Origin of the sequence: Oharaeibacter diazotrophicus, assembly GCF_004362745.1 — a bacterium.
GTDB classification, from domain to species: domain Bacteria; phylum Pseudomonadota; class Alphaproteobacteria; order Rhizobiales; family Pleomorphomonadaceae; genus Oharaeibacter; species Oharaeibacter diazotrophicus.
The window spans coordinates 273,032-291,020 of the sequence record NZ_SNXY01000006.1; the positions used below are offsets into that span (position 1 = coordinate 273,032).

Annotated in this window: 14 protein-coding genes and 3 tRNA genes; 7 read left to right on the forward strand and 10 right to left on the reverse strand. The window is 70.9% G+C overall.

The features are described 5' to 3' along the window. Positions 1 to 36 precede the first annotated feature (36 nt). Both scpC and EDD54_RS01440 read left to right on the forward strand, forming a co-directional pair. Positions 37 to 1,539, forward strand: coding sequence for a succinyl-CoA:acetate CoA-transferase ScpC (gene scpC / locus EDD54_RS01435; protein ID WP_245515676.1), 1,503 nt, complete (start codon positions 37 to 39; stop codon positions 1,537 to 1,539). Between the two features lie 83 nt (positions 1,540 to 1,622). Further along, positions 1,623 to 4,394 (forward strand): HAD-IC family P-type ATPase, encoded by a 2,772-nt coding sequence (locus EDD54_RS01440; RefSeq protein ID WP_126537261.1) that lies wholly within the window; start codon positions 1,623 to 1,625, stop codon positions 4,392 to 4,394. Positions 4,395 to 4,401: 7 nt separating this feature from the next. On the opposite strand, the gene EDD54_RS01445 is transcribed toward EDD54_RS01440, so the two are convergent. Continuing rightward, on the reverse strand, positions 4,402 to 5,325 hold the full coding sequence (locus EDD54_RS01445; RefSeq protein ID WP_126537259.1) for a ring-cleaving dioxygenase: 924 nt from the start codon (positions 5,323 to 5,325) through the stop codon (positions 4,402 to 4,404). Between the two features lie 348 nt (positions 5,326 to 5,673). Between EDD54_RS01445 and EDD54_RS01450 the strand changes: the two genes are divergently transcribed. Then, positions 5,674 to 6,579 (forward strand): ferritin-like domain-containing protein, encoded by a 906-nt coding sequence (locus EDD54_RS01450; protein WP_126537257.1) that lies wholly within the window; start codon positions 5,674 to 5,676, stop codon positions 6,577 to 6,579. Between the two features lie 873 nt (positions 6,580 to 7,452). After that, positions 7,453 to 8,466 carry a hypothetical protein gene (locus EDD54_RS01455; protein ID WP_133673945.1) on the forward strand — a complete coding sequence of 338 codons (1,014 nt, stop codon included), beginning with the start codon at positions 7,453 to 7,455 and terminating at the stop codon, positions 8,464 to 8,466. Positions 8,467 to 8,498: 32 nt separating this feature from the next. Here EDD54_RS01455 and EDD54_RS01460 read toward each other — a convergent pair. Together EDD54_RS01460 and EDD54_RS01465 are read right to left on the reverse strand one after the other, a co-directional pair. Then, positions 8,499 to 8,573: transfer RNA gene (locus EDD54_RS01460), tRNA-Thr, on the reverse strand. A gap of 75 nt (positions 8,574 to 8,648) precedes the next feature. Further along, positions 8,649 to 9,464: a TrmH family RNA methyltransferase gene (locus tag EDD54_RS01465; protein WP_126537251.1), complete on the reverse strand. Its 816-nt coding sequence runs from the start codon at positions 9,462 to 9,464 to the stop codon at positions 8,649 to 8,651. Positions 9,465 to 9,665: 201 nt separating this feature from the next. Between EDD54_RS01465 and EDD54_RS01470 the strand changes: the two genes are divergently transcribed. The 3 genes from EDD54_RS01470 (at position 9,666) to tuf (ending at position 11,304) form a co-directional block, all read left to right on the forward strand. After that, positions 9,666 to 9,750: transfer RNA gene (locus tag EDD54_RS01470), tRNA-Tyr, on the forward strand. A 156-nt stretch (positions 9,751 to 9,906) separates the two neighbouring features. Continuing rightward, positions 9,907 to 9,980: transfer RNA gene (locus tag EDD54_RS01475), tRNA-Gly, on the forward strand. 133 nt (positions 9,981 to 10,113) lie between these two features. Then, on the forward strand, positions 10,114 to 11,304 hold the full coding sequence (gene tuf / locus EDD54_RS01480) for an elongation factor Tu (RefSeq protein ID WP_126537249.1): 1,191 nt from the start codon (positions 10,114 to 10,116) through the stop codon (positions 11,302 to 11,304). Between the two features lie 305 nt (positions 11,305 to 11,609). On the opposite strand, the gene EDD54_RS01485 is transcribed toward tuf, so the two are convergent. The 7 genes from EDD54_RS01485 to EDD54_RS01515 all read right to left on the reverse strand — a co-directional run bounded on the left by EDD54_RS01485 (position 11,610) and on the right by EDD54_RS01515 (position 17,452). Continuing rightward, on the reverse strand, positions 11,610 to 12,683 hold the full coding sequence (locus EDD54_RS01485) for an NAD(P)/FAD-dependent oxidoreductase (RefSeq protein ID WP_166653420.1): 1,074 nt from the start codon (positions 12,681 to 12,683) through the stop codon (positions 11,610 to 11,612). A gap of 97 nt (positions 12,684 to 12,780) precedes the next feature. After that, entirely contained in the window at positions 12,781 to 14,046 is a 1,266-nt protein-coding gene (locus EDD54_RS01490; RefSeq protein WP_126537245.1) for a DUF2325 domain-containing protein, read from the reverse strand. Next, on the reverse strand, positions 14,043 to 14,570 hold the full coding sequence (locus EDD54_RS01495) for a hypothetical protein (RefSeq protein WP_126537243.1): 528 nt from the start codon (positions 14,568 to 14,570) through the stop codon (positions 14,043 to 14,045). The genes EDD54_RS01490 and EDD54_RS01495 overlap by 4 nt, the downstream gene beginning before the upstream one ends. 20 nt (positions 14,571 to 14,590) lie before the next feature. Beyond that, complete coding sequence (locus EDD54_RS01500; RefSeq protein WP_126537241.1) at positions 14,591 to 15,745, reverse strand: energy transducer TonB family protein; 1,155 nt, start codon at positions 15,743 to 15,745, stop codon at positions 14,591 to 14,593. Next, positions 15,745 to 16,185 (reverse strand): TonB system transport protein ExbD, encoded by a 441-nt coding sequence (exbD, locus tag EDD54_RS01505; RefSeq protein WP_126537239.1) that lies wholly within the window; start codon positions 16,183 to 16,185, stop codon positions 15,745 to 15,747. The genes EDD54_RS01500 and exbD overlap by 1 nt, the downstream gene beginning before the upstream one ends. A gap of 15 nt (positions 16,186 to 16,200) precedes the next feature. Continuing rightward, positions 16,201 to 17,010 (reverse strand): tonB-system energizer ExbB, encoded by an 810-nt coding sequence (gene exbB, locus EDD54_RS01510; protein WP_126537237.1) that lies wholly within the window; start codon positions 17,008 to 17,010, stop codon positions 16,201 to 16,203. A gap of 10 nt (positions 17,011 to 17,020) precedes the next feature. Then, positions 17,021 to 17,452 (reverse strand): Tat pathway signal sequence domain protein, encoded by a 432-nt coding sequence (locus EDD54_RS01515; RefSeq protein WP_126537235.1) that lies wholly within the window; start codon positions 17,450 to 17,452, stop codon positions 17,021 to 17,023. Positions 17,453 to 17,989 lie beyond the last annotated feature (537 nt).

Here is a 17,989-nt window from a genome sequence, read left to right on the forward strand (position 1 = left end):
CTGAGGCCCGACACCATCGGACGGAAAGGTGCGGGCATGGTCGCCTCGGGTGAACGGATCGCCAACGCGGTGCTGCGGTCGAAGGTCATGTCGGCCGACGAGGCCGCGCTGCGGATCCGCAACGGCATGAACATCGGCATGAGCGGCTTCACCGGCTCGGGCTATCCGAAGGCGCTGCCGCAGGCGCTCGCCCGCCGGATCGAGGCCGAGCACGCCCGCGGCGCGCCGTTCCGGGTCGGCATCTGGACCGGCGCCTCGACCGCGCCGGAGCTCGACGGCGCACTCGCCCGCGCCGACGGCATCGACATGCGCCTGCCCTACCAGTCGGACCCGACCTGCCGCGCCCGCATCAACGCCGGCGAGATGGAGTACATCGACCTCCATCTCAGCCACGTCGGCCAGTTCGTCTGGTTCGGCTACCTCGGCCATCTCGACGTCGCGGTGATCGAGGCGACGGCGATCCTCGAGGACGGCTCGTTGGTGCCCTCGACCTCGATCGGCAACAACAAGACCTGGCTCGACCTCGCCGACGCCGTGATCATCGAGGTGAACTCCCGGCAGAGCCCGGCTCTTCACGGCATGCACGACGTCTACTACGGCACCGCGCTGCCGCCGCACCGCCGGCCGATCCCGATCCTCTCCACCGGCGACCGCATCGGCCGGCCGACGCTCGCCTGCGACCTCTCCAAGGTGGTCGCGGTGATCGAGACCGACGCGCCCGACCGCAACTCCGCCTTCAATCCGCCCGACGCGGTGTCGGAGGCGATCGCGGGCCACATCATCGAATTCCTGACCCACGAGGTCTCGCGCGGCCGGCTGCCGGAGACGCTGCTGCCGATCCAGTCGGGCGTCGGCAACGTCGCCAACGCCGTGCTGGCCGGTCTCGGCCGGGGCGGCTTCGAGGGGCTGACCTCCTACACCGAGGTGATCCAGGACGGCATGCTCGACCTCCTGCTGTCCGGCCGCATGGACGTCGCTTCGGCGACGGCGCTGTCGCTGAGCCCGGCCGGCGCCGAGCGCTTCGAGCGCGAGATCGAGACGCTGCGCCGCAAGGTCGTGCTGCGCACCCAGGAGATCTCCAACCATCCCGAGGTGATCCGCCGCCTCGGCGTCATCGCCATGAACGGGCTGATCGAGGCCGACATCTACGGCAACGTCAACTCGACCCACGTGCGCGGCTCCTCGATCATGAACGGCATCGGCGGCTCCGGCGACTTCGCCCGCAACGCCTATCTCTCGATCTTCATGACGCCCTCGACCGCCAAGGGCGGCACCATCTCGGCGATCGTGCCGATGGCGACCCACGTCGACCACACCGAGCACGACGTCCAGGTCATCGTCACCGAGCGCGGCCTCGCGGACCTGCGCGGCCACTCGCCGAAGCAGCGCGCCCGCATCCTGATCGAGAACTGCGCCCACCCGACCTTCCAGCCGGCCCTCGCCGACTATTTCGAGCGCGCCTGCCGCGCCCCCGGCGGCCGCCACACCCCCCACATCCTCGCCGAGGCGCTGGCGCCGCTGGTGCCGCGGGAGCGGTGAGGCGGCCGGCCGGTTGACGCCGATCAACGGAGATCGCCGCGGGATCGGGCAGGATCCTCGCCGTGGGAGCGCGGGAGGATGCCATGGCCACGACGACCGTCACCCCCGCGCGACCGCGCCGTCCGGCTGAACGGCCCGCGGAGGCGTGGCACGCGCTGGCGCCGGCGGAGGTGGTGGCCCGGCTCGGCGGCGAACCGACCGGGTTGTCGGCGGCCGAGGCGGTGGTCCGGCTCGACCTGCACGGCCCGAACCGGCTGCCGCGGGCGGCGCGGCGGAGCGCGCTGGCGCGCCTCGCCGCCCAGGTCCACAACCTCTTGATCTACGTGCTGCTCGTCTCCGCCGCGATCTCGGCGTCGATCGGCCACCCGACCGACGCGCTGGTGATCTTCGGCGTCGTCGTCGCCAACGCGGTGATCGGGTTCGTGCAGGAGGGCAGGGCGGAACGCTCGCTCGACGCCATCCGCGCCATGGTCGACCCGACCGCGTCGGTGCTGCGCGACGGCCACCGCGTCACCCTGCCGGCCGACGGCGTGGTGCCCGGCGACGTCGTGCTGCTCGAAGCCGGCGACCGGGTGCCCGCCGACCTCCGGCTGACCTCCGCGCACGCGCTGCGCGTCGACGAGGCGACGCTCACCGGCGAGTCGGTGCCGGTGGACAAGGACGTCGCCGCCGTCGCGGCCGACGCCGCGCTCGGGGACCGCACCGACATGGCCTTCGCCGGCACCTTCGTCACCGCCGGCCAGGGCGCCGGCGTGGTCGTCGCCACCGCGGGCGAGACCGAACTGGGCCGGGTCGGCGCGATGATCGGCGCGGTCGAGCGCCTGACCTCGCCGCTGGTGCGCGAGATGGATCGCTTCGCCCGGCAGGTCACCGTCGTGGTGCTGGTCGCCTCGGTCGCGGTGTTCGCCTATGCGGTCGGCGTCGCCGGCCATCCGGTCGGGGACGCGTTCATGGCGGTGGTCGGGATCGCGGTGGCGGCCATCCCCGAGGGCCTGCCCGCGGTGCTGACGATCACGCTCGCGGTCGGCGTCCGCCGCATGGCCCGGCGCAACGCCATCGTCCGCCGCCTGCCGGCCGTCGAGACGCTCGGCGCGGTCTCGATCATCTGCTCCGACAAGACCGGCACGCTGACCCGCAACGAGATGACCGTGCGCGCGCTCGTCACCGGCGGTCGCGAGATCACCGTCGAGGGCGCCGGCTACGCGCCGAGCGGCGGCTTCCTCGAGGGCGGCGTCGCCGTCGATCCCGCCGCCGACCGCCCGCTCGAGGAACTCGCGCTCGCCGGCCTGCTCTGCAACGACGCCGACATCCGCGAGACCGGCGGGGCCTGGATCGTCGACGGCGACCCGATGGAGGGCGCGCTGGTCACGCTCGCCGCCAAGGCCGGCCACGACGCCCGCGCCGCGCGCGAGCGCTTCGCTCGGATCGGCGCGATCCCGTTCGATTCGCGCCACCGCACCATGGCCGTGCTGGTCGACCGCGGCACCGACGGACCGGTCGCCTATCTCAAGGGCGCCCCCGAGGCGATCCTCGCCGCTTCGGCCCTCGAAGCGACAGCCGACGGCGCCGTGCCGATCGACGTCGGCCACTGGGAGCGCGCGGTGGAGCGCCTCGCCGCCGAGGGCCTGCGCGTGCTCGCGCTCGCCCGCCGCCGCCTGCCGGCGGGCACCGACGCGCTCGCCCCGCACGACGTCGCGGCGGGCTGTACGCTGCTCGGACTGGTCGGCCTGATCGATCCGCCGCGGGCGGAGGCGGTGGCCGCGATCGAGGAATGCGCGGCGGCGGGGATCCGGATCAAGATGATCACCGGCGACCACGCGGCGACCGCGCGGGCGATCGCCCGGCGGCTCGGCCTCGGCGACGATCCGCCGACCGTCACCGGGCGCGACCTCGACGGCGCCGACGACGCCGCGTTCCGACGCCTCGCGGCGGAGAGCACGGTGTTCGCCAGGACCAGCCCCGAGCACAAGCTTCGCCTCGTCGAGGCGCTGCAGGGGACAGGCGCGGTGGTGGCGATGACCGGCGACGGCGTCAACGACGCGCCAGCCCTGAAGCGGGCCGACGTCGGCGTCGCCATGGGCCTGAAGGGCACCGAGGCGGCCAAGGAGGCGAGCGAGATGGTGCTCGCCGACGACAACTTCGCCTCGATCGTCGCCGCCGTCCGCGAGGGGCGGACCGTCTACGACAACCTGACCAAGGTGATCGCCTGGACGCTGCCGACCAACGGCGGCGAAGCCGCCGCCGTCGTGCTCGCCATCCTGTTCGGCGCCGCGCTGCCGGTGACGCCGGTGCAGATCCTCTGGATCAACATGGTGACGGCGGTGGCGCTCGGCCTGACCCTCGCCTTCGAGCCGACCGAGCCGGGCGCGATGCGCCGCGCCGCCCGCACCGTCGGCCGCGGGTTTCTGGCGGCACGCCTCGTCTGGCGGATCGCGCTGGTGACGGCGCTGATGGTGGCCGGCACCTTCGGCATCCAGGCCTTCGCGCTCGCCCGCGGCCACGGCCCGGAACTCGCCCGCACCATGGCGGTGAACGCCATCGTGACGATGGAGATCTTCTACCTGTTCTCCGTGCGCTTCGCCCACGGCCCGTCGCTGACGTGGCGCGGCGTGGTCGGAACGCCGGCGGTGCTCCTCGGCGTCGTCGGCACCGTGGCGGCGCAGCTCGCCTTCACCTACGCGCCGCCGTTCAACGCGGCGTTCGGCAGCCGGCCGGTGCCGCTCGCCGACGGCCTCGTGGTCGTGGCCGTCGGCGTCGCGCTGTTCGCGGCGGTCGAGGTCGAGAAGCGGCTCGCCGCCCGCCTCGGCCACCGCGGCGCCCCGGCCCGGGCCGGGACGCCGCGGCGCCGAGGGTAGGCGGGCCTCACGCGATCGTCGGCAGGGCGGCGGCGATCTCGGCCCGGCGGGACTCGTAGCGCGCCGGCAGCTTCAGCGCGGTGCCGAGGGCGTCCGGCGTCTCGTCGACGGCGAAGCCGGGGGCGTCGGTCGCGATCTCGAAGATCGTGCCGCCGGGCTCGCGGAAGTAGACCGACCGGAAGTAGTTGCGGTCCTTCTGCTCCGTCGCGTGGATGCCGAACTCCGCCGCGAGCCGATCGACGATCGCGGCCTGTTCGGCGTCGTCGGCGGCGCGGAAGGCGACGTGGTGCACCGAGCCCTTGCCGAGCGCGCCGCGCGGGAAGCCGCCGACGGCACGCACGTCGACGATCCCGCCGGTGGTCGCGCCGGGCACGACGAAGCGCGCGGCGGCGCCTTCCGTGCCCGCGGCCGAAAAGCCGAGCGCGCCGGTGAGGACGGCCGCGGTCGGCGCGGCGTCGGCGACCAGCAGCGTCACGCCGGCGATGCCGCGGATCGCCTCGTCGACGCCGATCTCCGCCGTCGTCCAGGCGCCGTCCCCCGCCGCGGGCGTCGCCGCGAGGGCGAGCCGCATGCCGTCGGGATCGCGGAAGGCGAGGCGGCGGGCGCCGAACACGGAGGCGGGATCCTCGACGGTCGCGCCGGCCGCGAGCAGCCGGTGCGTCCAGAAGCCGATCGCGCCCTCGGGCACGGCGAACACGGTCTCCTGCACCTCGCCGACGCCGAGCCGGCCGGCACGGGCGTGCGCCCACGGGAAGGTGGTGAACAGCGTGCCCGGCGCGCCGTCGCGGTCGCCGAAATAGAAGTGCCAAGTGCCGGGGTCGTCGAAGTTGACGGTGCGCTTGACGAGCCGGAGCCCGAGCACGCGGGTGTAGAAGTCGATGTTGGCGCGCGCGGCGCTGGCGATGGCGGTGACGTGGTGGATGCCGGACATGATGGTCTCCTCGCGGTGTGGTCCGCTGGGCGGTGACCCTCAGATGGCACGTCCGGGCAGCGCCGGCAGGACGCCGTCGCGGCGATGGACCGTTCACTCATGGTGAACGACACCGTCGTGTCTGGGTTCCGACGGGTCCACGAGCGTGCGGCTCCGACGATTGTTGCGCCGTCGCGAACATTTCCGGCGCGGCGATGAAACTTCCTGCCCCTCCTCGCGGTACCTGCCGTCACGAGGGTCGCAAACGAGGAGCGGCCCCGCGCGCCGGATCCGTGGGAGGTGGTCGGCGGCAACAGCGCGGAGGGTCGGGATCCCCGCCGCGCCGGAGCGAAACCCAGGAGTGCACCGATGAACCCGATCTTCGACCGTCTCTCGGCCGACCCCGCCGGCGCCGCCGCCCGGCTCGACGCCGGCCGCCGCGCCTTCCTGCGCGCCTCCGGCCTCGCCGCCGCCTCGGGCGTCGCGCTCGGCACCGGACTGGTCGGCACCGGCGAGGCCGAGGCGGCCGTGTCCGATGCGGACGTCCTGAACTTCGCGCTGAACCTCGAGTATCTCGAGGCCGAGTTCTACCTCCGCGCCGTGTTCGGCGAGGGCCTGGGGGCGAGCGACGTCACCGGCCGCGGTGCGGCCGGCGCCGTCACCGGCGGACGGGAGGTCGTGTTCAAGGACGCCGCGATCAAGGCCTTCGCCGCCGAGATCGCCCGCGACGAACACCGCCACGTCCAGTTCCTGCGCAAGGCCCTCGGCGACGCCAAGGTGGCCCGCCCGGCGATCAACCTGACGCGCGGCTTCGACGCCGCCGCCCGCGCCGCCGGTCTCGTGCCGGCCGACGGCCACTTCGACGTCTTCGGCAGCGACGACAACTTCCTGCTCGGCGCCTTCCTGTTCGAGGACGTCGGCGTCACCGCCTACAAGGGCGCGGCCGCGCTCCTCACCGACAAGGCCGTCCTCTCCGCCGCCGCGGGCATCCTGGCGGTCGAGGCCTACCACGCCGGCGAGATCCGCCTGATGCTGCTGCAGCGCGGCCTCGACGCCCGGGCCGCGGCCCTCTCCGACGCCCGCGACGCCGTCGACGGTTCGACCGACCTCGACCAGCCGGTCCGCGTCAACCGCCTCGTCAACGTCGTCCCGACCGACGGCAACGGCATCGCCTACGGCCGCACGCCGCAGCAGGTGCTCGGCATCGTCTACGTCGGCGGCGAGGCGAACCGCTACGGCTTCTTCCCGAACCGCATGAACGGCGCCGTGCGCTGAGGCGAGGAAGAGACGCGTCGCCGCCGCGAGGCGGCGGCGCGTGGGGGGCCGCGTACCCCCGTTCCCCGCAGGGGGCGGTTGTCACGTAAGCACTGCCTTAGGGAGCGGGACTCTGCACGGAATCGAGGTTGGTTCGTTTTGATCTGCAAGATTTGACTGACTTAGTGGGCGCTCCCTACCGCCGTCTTGCGCTTGATTGTGAGGCTACTCTCCGAAAGCTTGGTCGGACCGAGGGGCGAAGCGCTGGTTGACAGTCATTTTCTTGGTGCCGTAGTCCGAGCGTCACGGAAATAGTCGTCGACGCCGCGCGTCAGTCTCCAATTTGCCCCCCTCGACCCGGCCACAAATCAAAGCTTCTGTGCCGAAGAAGACTGGGACGAGCGCATGATCCGGTTGGAGCTTGGTCTCGTCGTCCCGATGCCCATCCAGTTAAGGCGTGTGACCACCCGCTCGGCCGAGAAGCCCGTCGAATCCGCATTGCCTGCGAACTGCACTCGGTCGCGGGCGAATGGGGTAGGGGTAGGGCGGCCAACACGTTATCCTAGCATCGCCAGTCGGCCAATTGCAAAATTGCTATTCGCGACAATAGTAATTGTCTACCATATACGAAAGAGATAAATCAAATGCCTGAATGTACAATATGTATACAATAACTATAGGGGGAACATCGATTAGGGTATTACTCAGAGTATAGATATAAAGTACTGATAATACTGAAAACATAAATGACAATCTCTATCCTATATTGTTCCATGGAGGATGGTTGTTGTGAAAAATTGAAAATCACTTTTAATTGCATTCTGTAGCTGACATATGTAAGGTTGCAAGATGCGCAGTAAGCCTTCCAACGGTATTTGATGGCGGGAGACCGGCATGAGCAAAAAGCGAGGCAAAGGGAGAAGGCGTGGCGATCGAGGGTTTCAAGGGATACAGCGCCCAGACGTTCGGCCAAAAATTAGTTTCGGTGCGTCAAACCAAGGTACCTTGAAGCCCAGTGGACATACTTACAAAGAAAGTCCGCGAAAAAAATCTGATGAATCAGCCGGTAAAACTATGCAATATGCTGATATTGTAGTCCCGTATCATGAAGATATTGTTAAGAATTTTCCCCCAGTGATCTCTGTTTCATATCCGCTTGAATTTAGAGACTTCAAAGTTGATTTGATTGAAGAATTGGATAACACGCACCCGTTGTTCATAACTAAACATGTGAAGGAAAAAGATCTTAGAATTCATCTCCAAGGAGGATTTAGATTTGGGACATTAAAAAAATACAGAGCAATAGAAAATAGAAGTGAAGGGCGTTTCAATGATTATTCTGAGGGAATAAGGAGGGAGTTTTTCCACAATAGGAGCTCTTACTTCGACAGCGTATCTGTTGGGGGATTTTCAGTTGAGAATTGTGTAATTGTTGGATTTCCAAACAATTCAATTGGGGTTGAGATTGAATTGAACGACTATTGTTATTGCTCATCAATGGGTCGATTTGATTTTAGAAGGGCAGAATATCTTAGATCTCATGATAATAGTGATTTGACGCATTATATAGTTTATGATCTCGTAAAACTAAAACGCGCGCTTAAAGAATTAATAGATGCTAGGTTCGGTTCATATAAATACCATCTAGTTGGAAGAGTTGTGGAATACGGAGAGAGGGATCGATTCTGGAGTATCGAGAGAAGATTTTCATATGACATAGATGCAGATGCAATCGCAATATGGTTGGGCGTTTCATTTGTAAAGCCGTTGCAATTTAAACATGAAGAAGAATTTAGGTTGATGATAATAGATTCTCTTGGTCCCGGCCTGTTAGACAAGAATGCAGATTATTTAGATTTTAAGGATACTAAGATCTCTGAGTGCATCGTGGACTGGGGGAAGATTTGACACATCTTCTTCCAATGAGACGTGCCCGGTGATGGTGCCGGCTGAGGGGATCGAACCCCCGACCTTCGGTTTACAAAACCGCTGCACTACCGCTGTGCTAAGCCGGCCCGCCGATGGAGATAGACCAGAGGCCGCCGGCTCGCAACCCGGGGGCTCCGGCGTCGGGACCGCCGTCGCCGGGATCAGCCCGTGATGGCGCGGCGGACGACGTAGAGCGAGAGCACGCAGGCGTTCGAGACGTTGAGGCTCTTGATCGGGCCGGGCATGTCGAGGCGGGCGAGGACGTCGCAGATGTCGCGGGTGCGTTGGCGCAGGCCCTTGCCCTCGGCGCCGAGCACGAGGCAGACCGGACCGCGGAGGGCGGCGTCCTCGAGCGGGGCGGGGGCCTCGGAATCGAGGCCGACGACCTGGAAGCCCTCGGCCTTCATCTCCTCGAGCGTGTCGCCGAGGTTGCGCACCTGCATCACCGGCACGAGGTCGAGCGCGCCGGAGGCCGCCTTGGCGAGCACGCCGGATTCGGCCGGGCTGTGCCGGGCGGTGGTGATCACCGCGCCGACGCCGAGCGCGCAGGCCGAGCGCAGGATGGCGCCGACGTTGTGCGGGTCGGTGACCTGGTCGAGCGCAAGCACGAGGTCGGCGCCGGAGAGGTCGGCGGCGCGCAGCGCCTCGAGTGGCTCGACCTCGAGCGCGACGCCCTGGTGCACCGCCTCCGAGCCGAGCAGCTTGTCGAGCTGCATCGGGCTGGCGTCCTCGGCCTCGAGCGGCAGCCCGTCCTCGAATCGCTCGGCGAGTCGCATCAGCGCGTTGCGCGTGGCGAGCAGGCGCAGCGGCCGGCGCCGCGGGTTCTTCAGCGCGAGTTCGACGGTGTGCAGCCCGTAGAGCCACAGCCCGTCGCCGGCGCTGCGCTCGCGCTTCGGCCGCGGCCGGAATTGACGGTCGCCGCCGGGGCGCGGACGGGTGGGGCGAGGGGATTTCGGCGGGCGGCGATCGTCGGACATGGCGCGCCTTATAGCCGGCGCGCCGGTCCGGCGGAAGGCCCGCCCGGTTTTCCGCGGCTCCTGCGAAGCGTCGGAAACTTCGTCGGAACATGGGTTGACAGGGGCCGACCCGGTCGCCATAAAGCGCCCCGTCCGGTCGGTGAACGCCTCCGGACACCTGACGGGGCGCCCCGCGCGAGCGGTCGGCTACCGGAATGGGACGGGGGAATGTCCCGAGCGGCAAAGGGGGCGGACTGTAAATCCGCTGGCTACGCCTTCGTAGGTTCGAGTCCTACTTCCCCCACCATCCCAGCTTCCCGACGGATCGACACCGAGACCCGGGTACGACTTCGCGGTTTCGGCCTGTCCGCGGCGGCGGTCGGGACGCGACGGCCTCCGGATCGGCTCGTGCGCGAGCGCTGCCCTTGCCATCGGCCATCGCTGCGGCTATCTGAGACCCGACGCGGGTATAGCTCAATGGTAGAGCAGCAGCCTTCCAAGCTGAATACGCGGGTTCGATTCCCGCTACCCGCTCCAATCCCCGCACGAGGCTCGGATATCGCCTGCCCGTCAGGCGCCGTGGGGACTTGAACCCGCCGGCAAAACGCACTATTCGAGCCGCCGGCCCGGTCCGGATGCCCGGAACCCGCGACATTCGAGAGAGACGAGCATGGCCAAGGAAAAGTTCAGCCGCACGAAGCCGCACTGCAACATCGGCACGATCGGCCACGTCGACCACGGCAAGACGTCGCTGACGGCGGCGATCACGAAGGTGCTGGCGGAGACGGGCGGGGCGACGTTCAAGGCGTACGACCAGATCGACGCGGCGCCGGAAGAGAAGGCGCGCGGCATCACGATCAACACGGCGCACGTCGAGTACGAGACGCAGAACCGTCACTACGCGCACGTGGACTGCCCGGGCCACGCCGACTACGTGAAGAACATGATCACCGGTGCCGCCCAGATGGACGGCGCGATCCTGGTGTGCTCGGCGGCCGACGGCCCGATGCCGCAGACGCGCGAGCACATCCTGCTGGCCCGTCAGGTCGGCGTGCCGGCGTTGGTGGTGTTCCTGAACAAGGTCGACATGGTCGACGATCCGGAGCTCTTGGAGCTCGTCGAGCTCGAGGTCCGTGAGCTCCTGTCGTCCTACGACTTCCCCGGCGACGACATCCCGGTGATCAAGGGCTCGGCGCTGTGCGCGCTCGAGGGCACCAACCCGGCGCTCGGCCACGACGCGGTGCTGCAGCTGATGCAGGCGGTCGACGCCTACATCCCGCAGCCGGAGCGTCCGATCGACCAGCCGTTCCTGATGCCGATCGAGGACGTGTTCTCGATCTCGGGCCGCGGCACGGTGGTGACCGGTCGCGTCGAGCGCGGCATCGTCAAGGTGGGTGAGGAAGTCGAGATCGTCGGCATCCGTCCGACGGTGAAGACGACCATCACCGGCGTCGAGATGTTCCGCAAGCTGCTCGACCAGGGTCAGGCGGGCGACAACATCGGCGCGCTGCTGCGCGGCACCAAGCGCGAGGACGTCGAGCGCGGCCAGGTGCTGTGCAAGCCGGGCTCGGTGACGCCGCACACGGTGTTCAAGGCCGAGGCCTACATCCTGACCAAGGAAGAGGGCGGCCGCCACACGCCGTTCTTCACCAACTACCGTCCGCAGTTCTACTTCCGCACCACGGACGTGACCGGCATCTGCACGCTGCCGGAAGGCACCGAGATGGTGATGCCCGGCGACAACGTGTCGATGACCGTCAAGCTGATCGTCCCCATCGCGATGGAAGAGAAGCTCCGCTTCGCCATCCGCGAAGGCGGCCGCACCGTCGGCGCCGGCGTGGTGGCCTCCATCATCGAGTGATGGCCGGCCGGTCCGCGAGGACCGGATGAGAGACGGAGAGCCCGGTGCCGGTGACGGCGCCGGGCTCTTTCTTTTCGGGGGTGGCGATGGCGCGCCCGCCCTGGACATTGCGATAATTCAAACTCCGCCGAGCCTTACGGACGTTTCTTCGCGCAGCGCGCTTGGATTTCCCGCCGCTGCGGACCACGCCGGTCGAGGGCCGTGACGGCCGGGCGGTGCTCCGACCGTGGAGCCCCGATCCCGTTGTGCGAAGTCGTGATCCGTCGGCGCCGTGCGAGGATGCGGTCGCCCGCCCGGGCCAGGTCTCAGGCCGGCATCGCCCGGTCGAGGGCGAAGGGGGCGAGCAGCGGGTCGCGCACGCCGTCGAGCACCTCGATCGCGACCATAGAGCCCAGCGCCGCCGCGAGGGTGACGCCGGAGTGGGTGACCGCGACGTGGAGACCGGGCACCGCGGCGACGGCGCCCACCAGCGGGAAGCCGTCGGCCGGCATCGGCCTGAGGCCGACGGTCCAGCCGTCGAGGACGAGCGGTTCTGGCGTCGACACCAGTTCGCCGGCGCGGGCGATGCAGTGGGCGGCGGAACGCGCGCCGTCCGTGTCGTCGTCGAGCAGGTTGGCGGCGATCAGCAGGCTGCCGTCGGCGCGCTGGCGCACCTCCATGTGCGGCGGGATCAGAGCGCGCCGGACCAGCGGCGGCTGCGGCCGGGTGCGGACCACGAGCCCGGGTGCGGGGCGCAGCGGCACCGTGACGCCGAGCGGAGCGGCGAGCGCGTCGGTCGCGGTGCCCGCCGCGAGCACGACCGCGTCGGCCGGGACGGTCCCGCCGTCGATCTCGACGCCGGTGACGCGGCCGTCCGCGGTCGCGATGCGACGGACGGCGGTGCCGAGGCGGAGGGTCGCCCCGGCGGCGACGGCATCGTCGAGCAGGGCGCGGGTGGCGGCGACCGGGTCGATCACGCCCTCCTCGGGGCAGGACACCGCCACCGGCGGCGGCGCGATCGCGGGTTCGAGGGCCGCGATCGCCGGCGTCTCGAGCCGCTCGATCGCGTAGCCCCAGGCGGCGTGGTCGCCGGCGAAGGCTTCGAGCTCGTCCGGCGGCAGGTCCCAGACGAGGCCGCCGCACCAGTCGACGGCGAGGCCGGGCACCTCGCGTTCGAGCGCGTGCCACGCCGCCATGCTGGCGCGGCGCAGGGTGTAGTAGGGGAGGGTGTTGCCCCAGCTGGCGTTGATCCAGGCCCAGGACGCCCGGGTGGCGCGGCCGCCGACCTCGGGTTCGGCGTCGACGATCGTGACCGCCGCGCCGCGCCGGGCGAGTGCCCGCCCGATCGCCGCGCCGACGATGCCGGCCCCCACCACCACGATTCCCGGCCGTCCCGCCATGATCCGCTCCGTCTCCGTGTCACGATGACGGCGCGAACCATGCGCCGGCGTCATGGCGCCGTCCAGCGTCGTGCGCGGATCGGGAGCGCGGGGCGCGTCAGGCCTCGGCGGGATCGGTCTCGCCGCCCTGCAGCGGCAGCCCGGCGAGGCGTTCGGCGAAGCTCGACAGCGAACAGGTCGCGAGCGGCGCGAACAGGGCGCGGCGGCGGGCGCATTCGGCCTTGGCGCGTTCCATGGCGCCGTGGCTGACCCGGTCGATCGGCACGAACACCACGTCGGCCTGGGCGAGGATGCCGTCGAGCAGGTGCGGCGACTGCTCGACGCCGCCGTCGTGGGCGAGCAGGCAGCCGTTGCAGCGCTCGACGAAGGCGCGGATGCGCGCCACCGTGTGCGGCCGGCCGCCGATGTAGGCGATGCGCCGGCCGGCGAGGTCGAGCGGGCAGCGCGCGGCGCCGCAGGCCGCGACCGGCACGGGCGTCGGCGTCTGCTCGAGCAGGCGTTCGGCGAGGGCGTCGGCGCGGCGCTCGGCCTCGGCGGTCCGCTCCTCGGCGGCGAGGAGGCGGGCCTCGAGGTCGGCGGCACGGGCGCGTTCGGCCTCGGCGCGACGCTCGGCCTCGCCGCGGGCCGCTTCGGCCGCCGCGACGGCGGCACCTCCGGAGAGCGCGGCGACCTGCTCGCGCAGCTCGGCGGCGGCGTGGAGATGCGGCTCGAGCGCCACCACCAGCCGCTTCAGCCTGACGATTTCGGCGTCGCGGGCGCCGAGCGTCGCCCGCTGCGACGCCTCGGCCGCGACCAGCCGGGCGCGCAGCGCGGCGCGCTGGCGCTCGACGGCGGTGATCACCCGGGCGTCGCCGCGATGCGAGGCGCCGCACAGGTGCGACATCATGTGGACCTCGCCGAAGATGCGCTTCTCCAGCACCGGCCCGAGCTGGGGATGGGTGAGCAGGGCCCAGAAGGCACCGGGGATCTGGCCCTCGCCGACGGCGTCGTCCCAGAGCTGTTCGAGCGCGGCGTCGTCCTCGCAGCGGGCGGCACGGCGGATCATGCCGGCGTGCTTGCCCTCGAGCAGCTTCTGCACCGCCGACGAGGCGCGGTTGCGTCCATCCATGGCGTGGACGTAGGCGCCGTGCAGCTCGTAGTCGGTCATGCGCTCGACGCCCTGGAACAGGCCGAGGCGGACCGCCGTGCGGCGGAGGTCGCCGAGCGTCAGGCAGGTGCCGATGGTGACGCAGTGGCAGGTGCCGGGCAGGTCCCAGATCTTCAGCCGTTCGCTCGCCCGGCGCCGGCGCGTCGGCGACGTCGCCTCCGGCGGCGGCGTCCAGGTCGAGGGTTCGAGCAGGAAGGCGGACGTCGGCGCGCTCATGCCCGGCCCTCCGCGCCGTCGGCGCCGGCGAGCCAGACCAGGGCGAGGTCGATCTCCTCCACGCGCGCCGCGGCGGCGAGGGGGCAGGCGCCGGAGCGGCAGGTCTCGGCGAAGGCGCAGGAGAGGACGCCGTCGCGCAGCGCGACGAGGTCGGCGCAGGCGAGCGCCACGATCTCGTCGCGGTCGGGCGCGTCGATGACGTCGAGCACGACGCGGCGCAGCGCGCATTCCTCGCCGAGATGGGTGGCGCCGCGGGCCGATCCGACCGGCGAGCGCACGAAGCGGTGCAGCCGGGCGAGCCCGATCATGCCGACCTGGAAGCCGACCGCCGAGCGCGGCGCCGCCACCAGCAGGCAGCGCTCGACCAGCCGGCGCAGCCGGGCGTCGTCGGCGACGGTGGCGCCCTCGCCGACGACGGCGCGGATCTGACGTTGCCGGCCGACGCGTTCCGCCCGGCCCACCGCGGCGAGGGCGGCGATGTCGAGGAGGTCTTCGCGGGTGTAGGACACGGCGTCGGGGGGCATTTCGGCGGTTCCGGTCGGGGTCAGTCGAAGCGGACGGGCAGGCGGGTGCGCAGCGGCGCGGCGAAGCCGGCCGGCATCGCGGGCACGGGGCTGGCGCGGCGCACCATGGCGAGGGCGGCGTCGTCGAGGGCCGGCGCGCCGGAACTGGAGGCCAGGGCGATGGCGCCGAGGGCGCCGGAGGCGTCGATCGAGAAGGCGACCACCGCGACCTTGCCGCGCCCGGCGGCGCGGACGGAACGGCGCTGGCGCATGATGTCGGCCCGGACGGAAGAGAGGTAGCGCGCCATCGCGTCCGGGTCCGGCCGGCCGGCGCCGGAGGCGGCGCGGCCGTCGACCGCGGCCTGCGACGGCGCCGGACGCGGGGCGGCGCGGGCCGTCTCGGTCTTCGGGCGGACGGGCTTCGCCGTCTTCCGTGGCGTCGCGGGCTGTTCGCGGGCTTCGGCGACCGGCCGGGGCGGACGCGGCGGTGCCGGCTTGCGGGTCGGCGGGACCGGCGGCGCCGGCTCGACGGCTTCGACGGTCTCGACCGCCGCGGTTTCGACGGGCGCGGCGTCCTCGACGGGGGCCGCCTCCGCCGGGGCGATCTCGGCGACCTCGGTCGGGACGGCCTCGGCCGGCTCGACGGGCAGCGGGATGTCGCCCTCGGCGGCGGCCTCCGGTGCCGCTTCGACCGCAGCGGCGGCGGCCGTTTCCGACGCCGCCACGGAGGATGTCGTCTCCGGCGCGACGGTGGTGGCGTCGGCCGTCTCGGCCGCGTCCGGGGCAGGAGCCGCGGCGACCGCGAACGCGTCCGCCGTCTCGGGGGCGGTCTCGGCGGTCTCGACGGCGGACGCTTCGGCGGTCTCGGCCGCCACCGCATCCGGGACCGCGGCCTCGACGGGCGGCGCGTCGGTGGCGGCGATCTCGGGGGCGGCGACGGCGGCGACGCTCTCGAGCGGCGGCAGCGCGAGGTCCGCCGGCAGGTCGATCATCACCGCCGCCTCGGGCGCTTCGGGGGCCGGGACGTCCGGCGCGCGGCCGAGGAAGGGCAGGCCGGCCGCGCCGTGCAGCGCGAGCGCCAGCGCGAGGCCGGCGGTCCAGCGTGCCGACGACGCGCCGCCGCCGGCAGGCTCGGCGAGGGCCGGCAGGCCGGCGAAGGGGGCGGCGGGGGCGAGGCGGGGCAGGGGCTCGCGCATCACGGCAGCGCCCCGACGCCGGAGCCGGGGGCGGTCTCGAGCCCGACCAGCGCGATCTTGAGGTAGCCGGCGGCGCGCAGCGCGTTCATGACGCCGGTGAGGTCGCCGTAGGAGACGCTGCGGTCGGCGCGCAGGAACACGCGCTCGTCGCGGTCGCCGCCGGTGAGCGCGTCGAGCGCCGGACCGAGGGCGTCGGTCGCGACGGCCGTCTCCCCGAGCGCCAGCGACAGGTCGGCCTTCACGGAGAGGTAGACCGGCTTCTCCGGCCGCGGCGCCGGGGCGGCCGTCGAGCCGGGCAGGTCGACCGGCACGTCCACGGTCGAGAGCGGGGCGGCGACCATGAAGATGATCAGGAGCACCAGCATCACGTCGATGAAGGGCGTGACGTTGATCTCGTGGGTCTCGGCGAGATCGTCGCCGCCGTCGAGCCGTCCGGCCATGGCGCGCCCTCCCGGCTACTCCGCCGCACCGCGGCGGAGCGTGCGATGGCGATCGAGATCGCGCGAGACGAGGCGCTGGATCTCGGCGGAGACGTCGGCGAGCTGGGCGCGGTAGCCGGCGATCTGGCGCGCGAAGGCGTTGTAGATCACCACCGCCGGGATCGCCGCGATCAGGCCGACCGCGGTGGCGAGCAGCGCCTCGGCGATGCCGGGGGCGACCACCGCGAGGTTGGTGGTCTGCGCCCGGGAGATGCCGACGAAGGCGTTCATGATGCCCCAGACCGTGCCGAACAGGCCGACGAAGGGCGCGGTCGAGCCGATGGTGGCGAGGATGCCGGTGCCGGCGTTCATCGCCCGGCCGCCGGCCGCCTCGATCCGCTCCAGCCGCGAGGCGACGCGCTCGCGCAGCGCGCCCGTCGCGCCCTCCGACATCCGCGCCTCGGTGGCGGCGGCGCGCACCATGCGGGCGACGACGCCGCGGGCGAAGCCGAGCCGCTCGGCCGCCTCGACCAGGCTGCCGCAGGATTCCAGCACGCGGCCGTCGCGCCGGGTGGCGTGGCGGGCGGCGATCAGCTGCAGCGTCTTGGCGAGCCAGACCGTCCAGGTCGCGAGCGAGGCGGCGATCAGGCCGAGCATCACCGCCTTCACCACCACGTCGGCCTGCAGGAACATGCCGATCGGCGACAGGTCGTGCGGCAGGGTGGCCGCGGCGACGGCGGCGGTCGCCTCGACCGGGCCGGCGACGGGAACGACGTCCTCGGCGCGCGCGGCGCCGGCGGGCAGGGCGAGGATGGCGGCGGCGAGGAGGCGGTGGGCGGCGGTCATCGCTGCGGCCTCACTTCACCAGTGGGGCGGACGCCCGCGACGCGACCGCGACGAGGTCGACGCAGCCGTCGACGGTCGGCGAGGCGCCGCCGCAGGCGAGGACGCCGTTGAGCAGCACGCGCGAGATCGCGGCGCAGCCGATGCCCGCCACCGGGAACGCCTTCACCACGGTCTTGCCCTTGGAGAGCGGCCCGAACTCGGCGGCGAGCCGCCGGCCGGCGACACCGTTCGCGTCGAACACGACCAGCTCCAGCTTCAGGCTGTCGAGCCGGAGGTCGGTGCCGTTGGTGACGAGCATGGTGGCGCGGCAGTCGGCGTCGGCGGCGTCGAGCTTGTTCAGCTCGACCGCGATCGGCGTCGCCGCCGGCTCGGCCCGTGCGGCGGTGGCGGAGAGGAGGCTCGCGGCGGCGAACACCGCGATGCGCCGGGGGCGCGAGGGCATCGGAACCGTCTCCCGGTTGCGCGAAATCGAGGGGGGCGCCGCGGAAGGCGGGTGGAGTGGGGGTGCGTTCCGCGGCGCCGCCGGACCGCCCGTCTGGAGGAGGGGCGGCCCGAGACGATGCCTAGCGCATGAAACATGAGTTTGCAATTCAGGTTTTGAAGGCGGCGCCGCGGAGAGTGGCATCGGGGTGTGGCGGGCGATGGTTCCACCGGCGCGTCGGGGGCCTGCGATCTCCGATCGATGTCGGAGTCAGCGGATGCGCAACCCCATGATCGGCTTGATCCGCGTAAGGCGGACCATCCACGGGCCGGGGCCGGACGCCGTCGCGCCCGGGTACTCGCCACCTTGCGCGTGGACGGACGTGGATGGTCCGCCTCCGCGGACCAAGTCGGCTATTCAGGGGAACTGGAGGCAGGCGCGGAGCGGATGCGCGAGGTCGTTGAATCGATCTGTCGGATCGTTGAATCGATTCGGCAGTTCGCGGGCGAATTCACCCTTCAGACGAACATCTTGCCAGACCGTCCTCACGTGCCTTCT

Excerpts from the sequence above, each read along its gene's own strand:
- EDD54_RS01495 (WP_126537243.1), bottom strand. The coding sequence starts at position 14,570 with ATGCCCCCCGACGCCGTGTCCTACACCCGCGAAGACCTCCTCGACATC.
- tuf (WP_126537249.1), top strand. The coding sequence starts at position 10,114 with ATGGCCAAGGAAAAGTTCAGCCGCACGAAGCCGCACTGCAACATCGGC.
- EDD54_RS01490 (WP_126537245.1), bottom strand. The coding sequence starts at position 14,046 with ATGAGCGCGCCGACGTCCGCCTTCCTGCTCGAACCCTCGACCTGGACG.
- EDD54_RS01445 (WP_126537259.1), bottom strand. The coding sequence starts at position 5,325 with ATGTCCGGCATCCACCACGTCACCGCCATCGCCAGCGCCGCGCGCGCC.
- exbD (WP_126537239.1), bottom strand. The coding sequence starts at position 16,185 with ATGGCCGGACGGCTCGACGGCGGCGACGATCTCGCCGAGACCCACGAG.
- EDD54_RS01515 (WP_126537235.1), bottom strand. The coding sequence starts at position 17,452 with ATGCCCTCGCGCCCCCGGCGCATCGCGGTGTTCGCCGCCGCGAGCCTC.
- scpC (WP_245515676.1), top strand. The coding sequence starts at position 37 with ATGGTCGCCTCGGGTGAACGGATCGCCAACGCGGTGCTGCGGTCGAAG.
- EDD54_RS01440 (WP_126537261.1), top strand. The coding sequence starts at position 1,623 with ATGGCCACGACGACCGTCACCCCCGCGCGACCGCGCCGTCCGGCTGAA.
- EDD54_RS01450 (WP_126537257.1), top strand. The coding sequence starts at position 5,674 with ATGAACCCGATCTTCGACCGTCTCTCGGCCGACCCCGCCGGCGCCGCC.
- EDD54_RS01500 (WP_126537241.1), bottom strand. The coding sequence starts at position 15,745 with ATGCGCGAGCCCCTGCCCCGCCTCGCCCCCGCCGCCCCCTTCGCCGGC.
- EDD54_RS01455 (WP_133673945.1), top strand. The coding sequence starts at position 7,453 with ATGAGCAAAAAGCGAGGCAAAGGGAGAAGGCGTGGCGATCGAGGGTTT.
- EDD54_RS01465 (WP_126537251.1), bottom strand. The coding sequence starts at position 9,464 with ATGTCCGACGATCGCCGCCCGCCGAAATCCCCTCGCCCCACCCGTCCG.
- EDD54_RS01485 (WP_166653420.1), bottom strand. The coding sequence starts at position 12,683 with ATGGCGGGACGGCCGGGAATCGTGGTGGTGGGGGCCGGCATCGTCGGC.
- exbB (WP_126537237.1), bottom strand. The coding sequence starts at position 17,010 with ATGACCGCCGCCCACCGCCTCCTCGCCGCCGCCATCCTCGCCCTGCCC.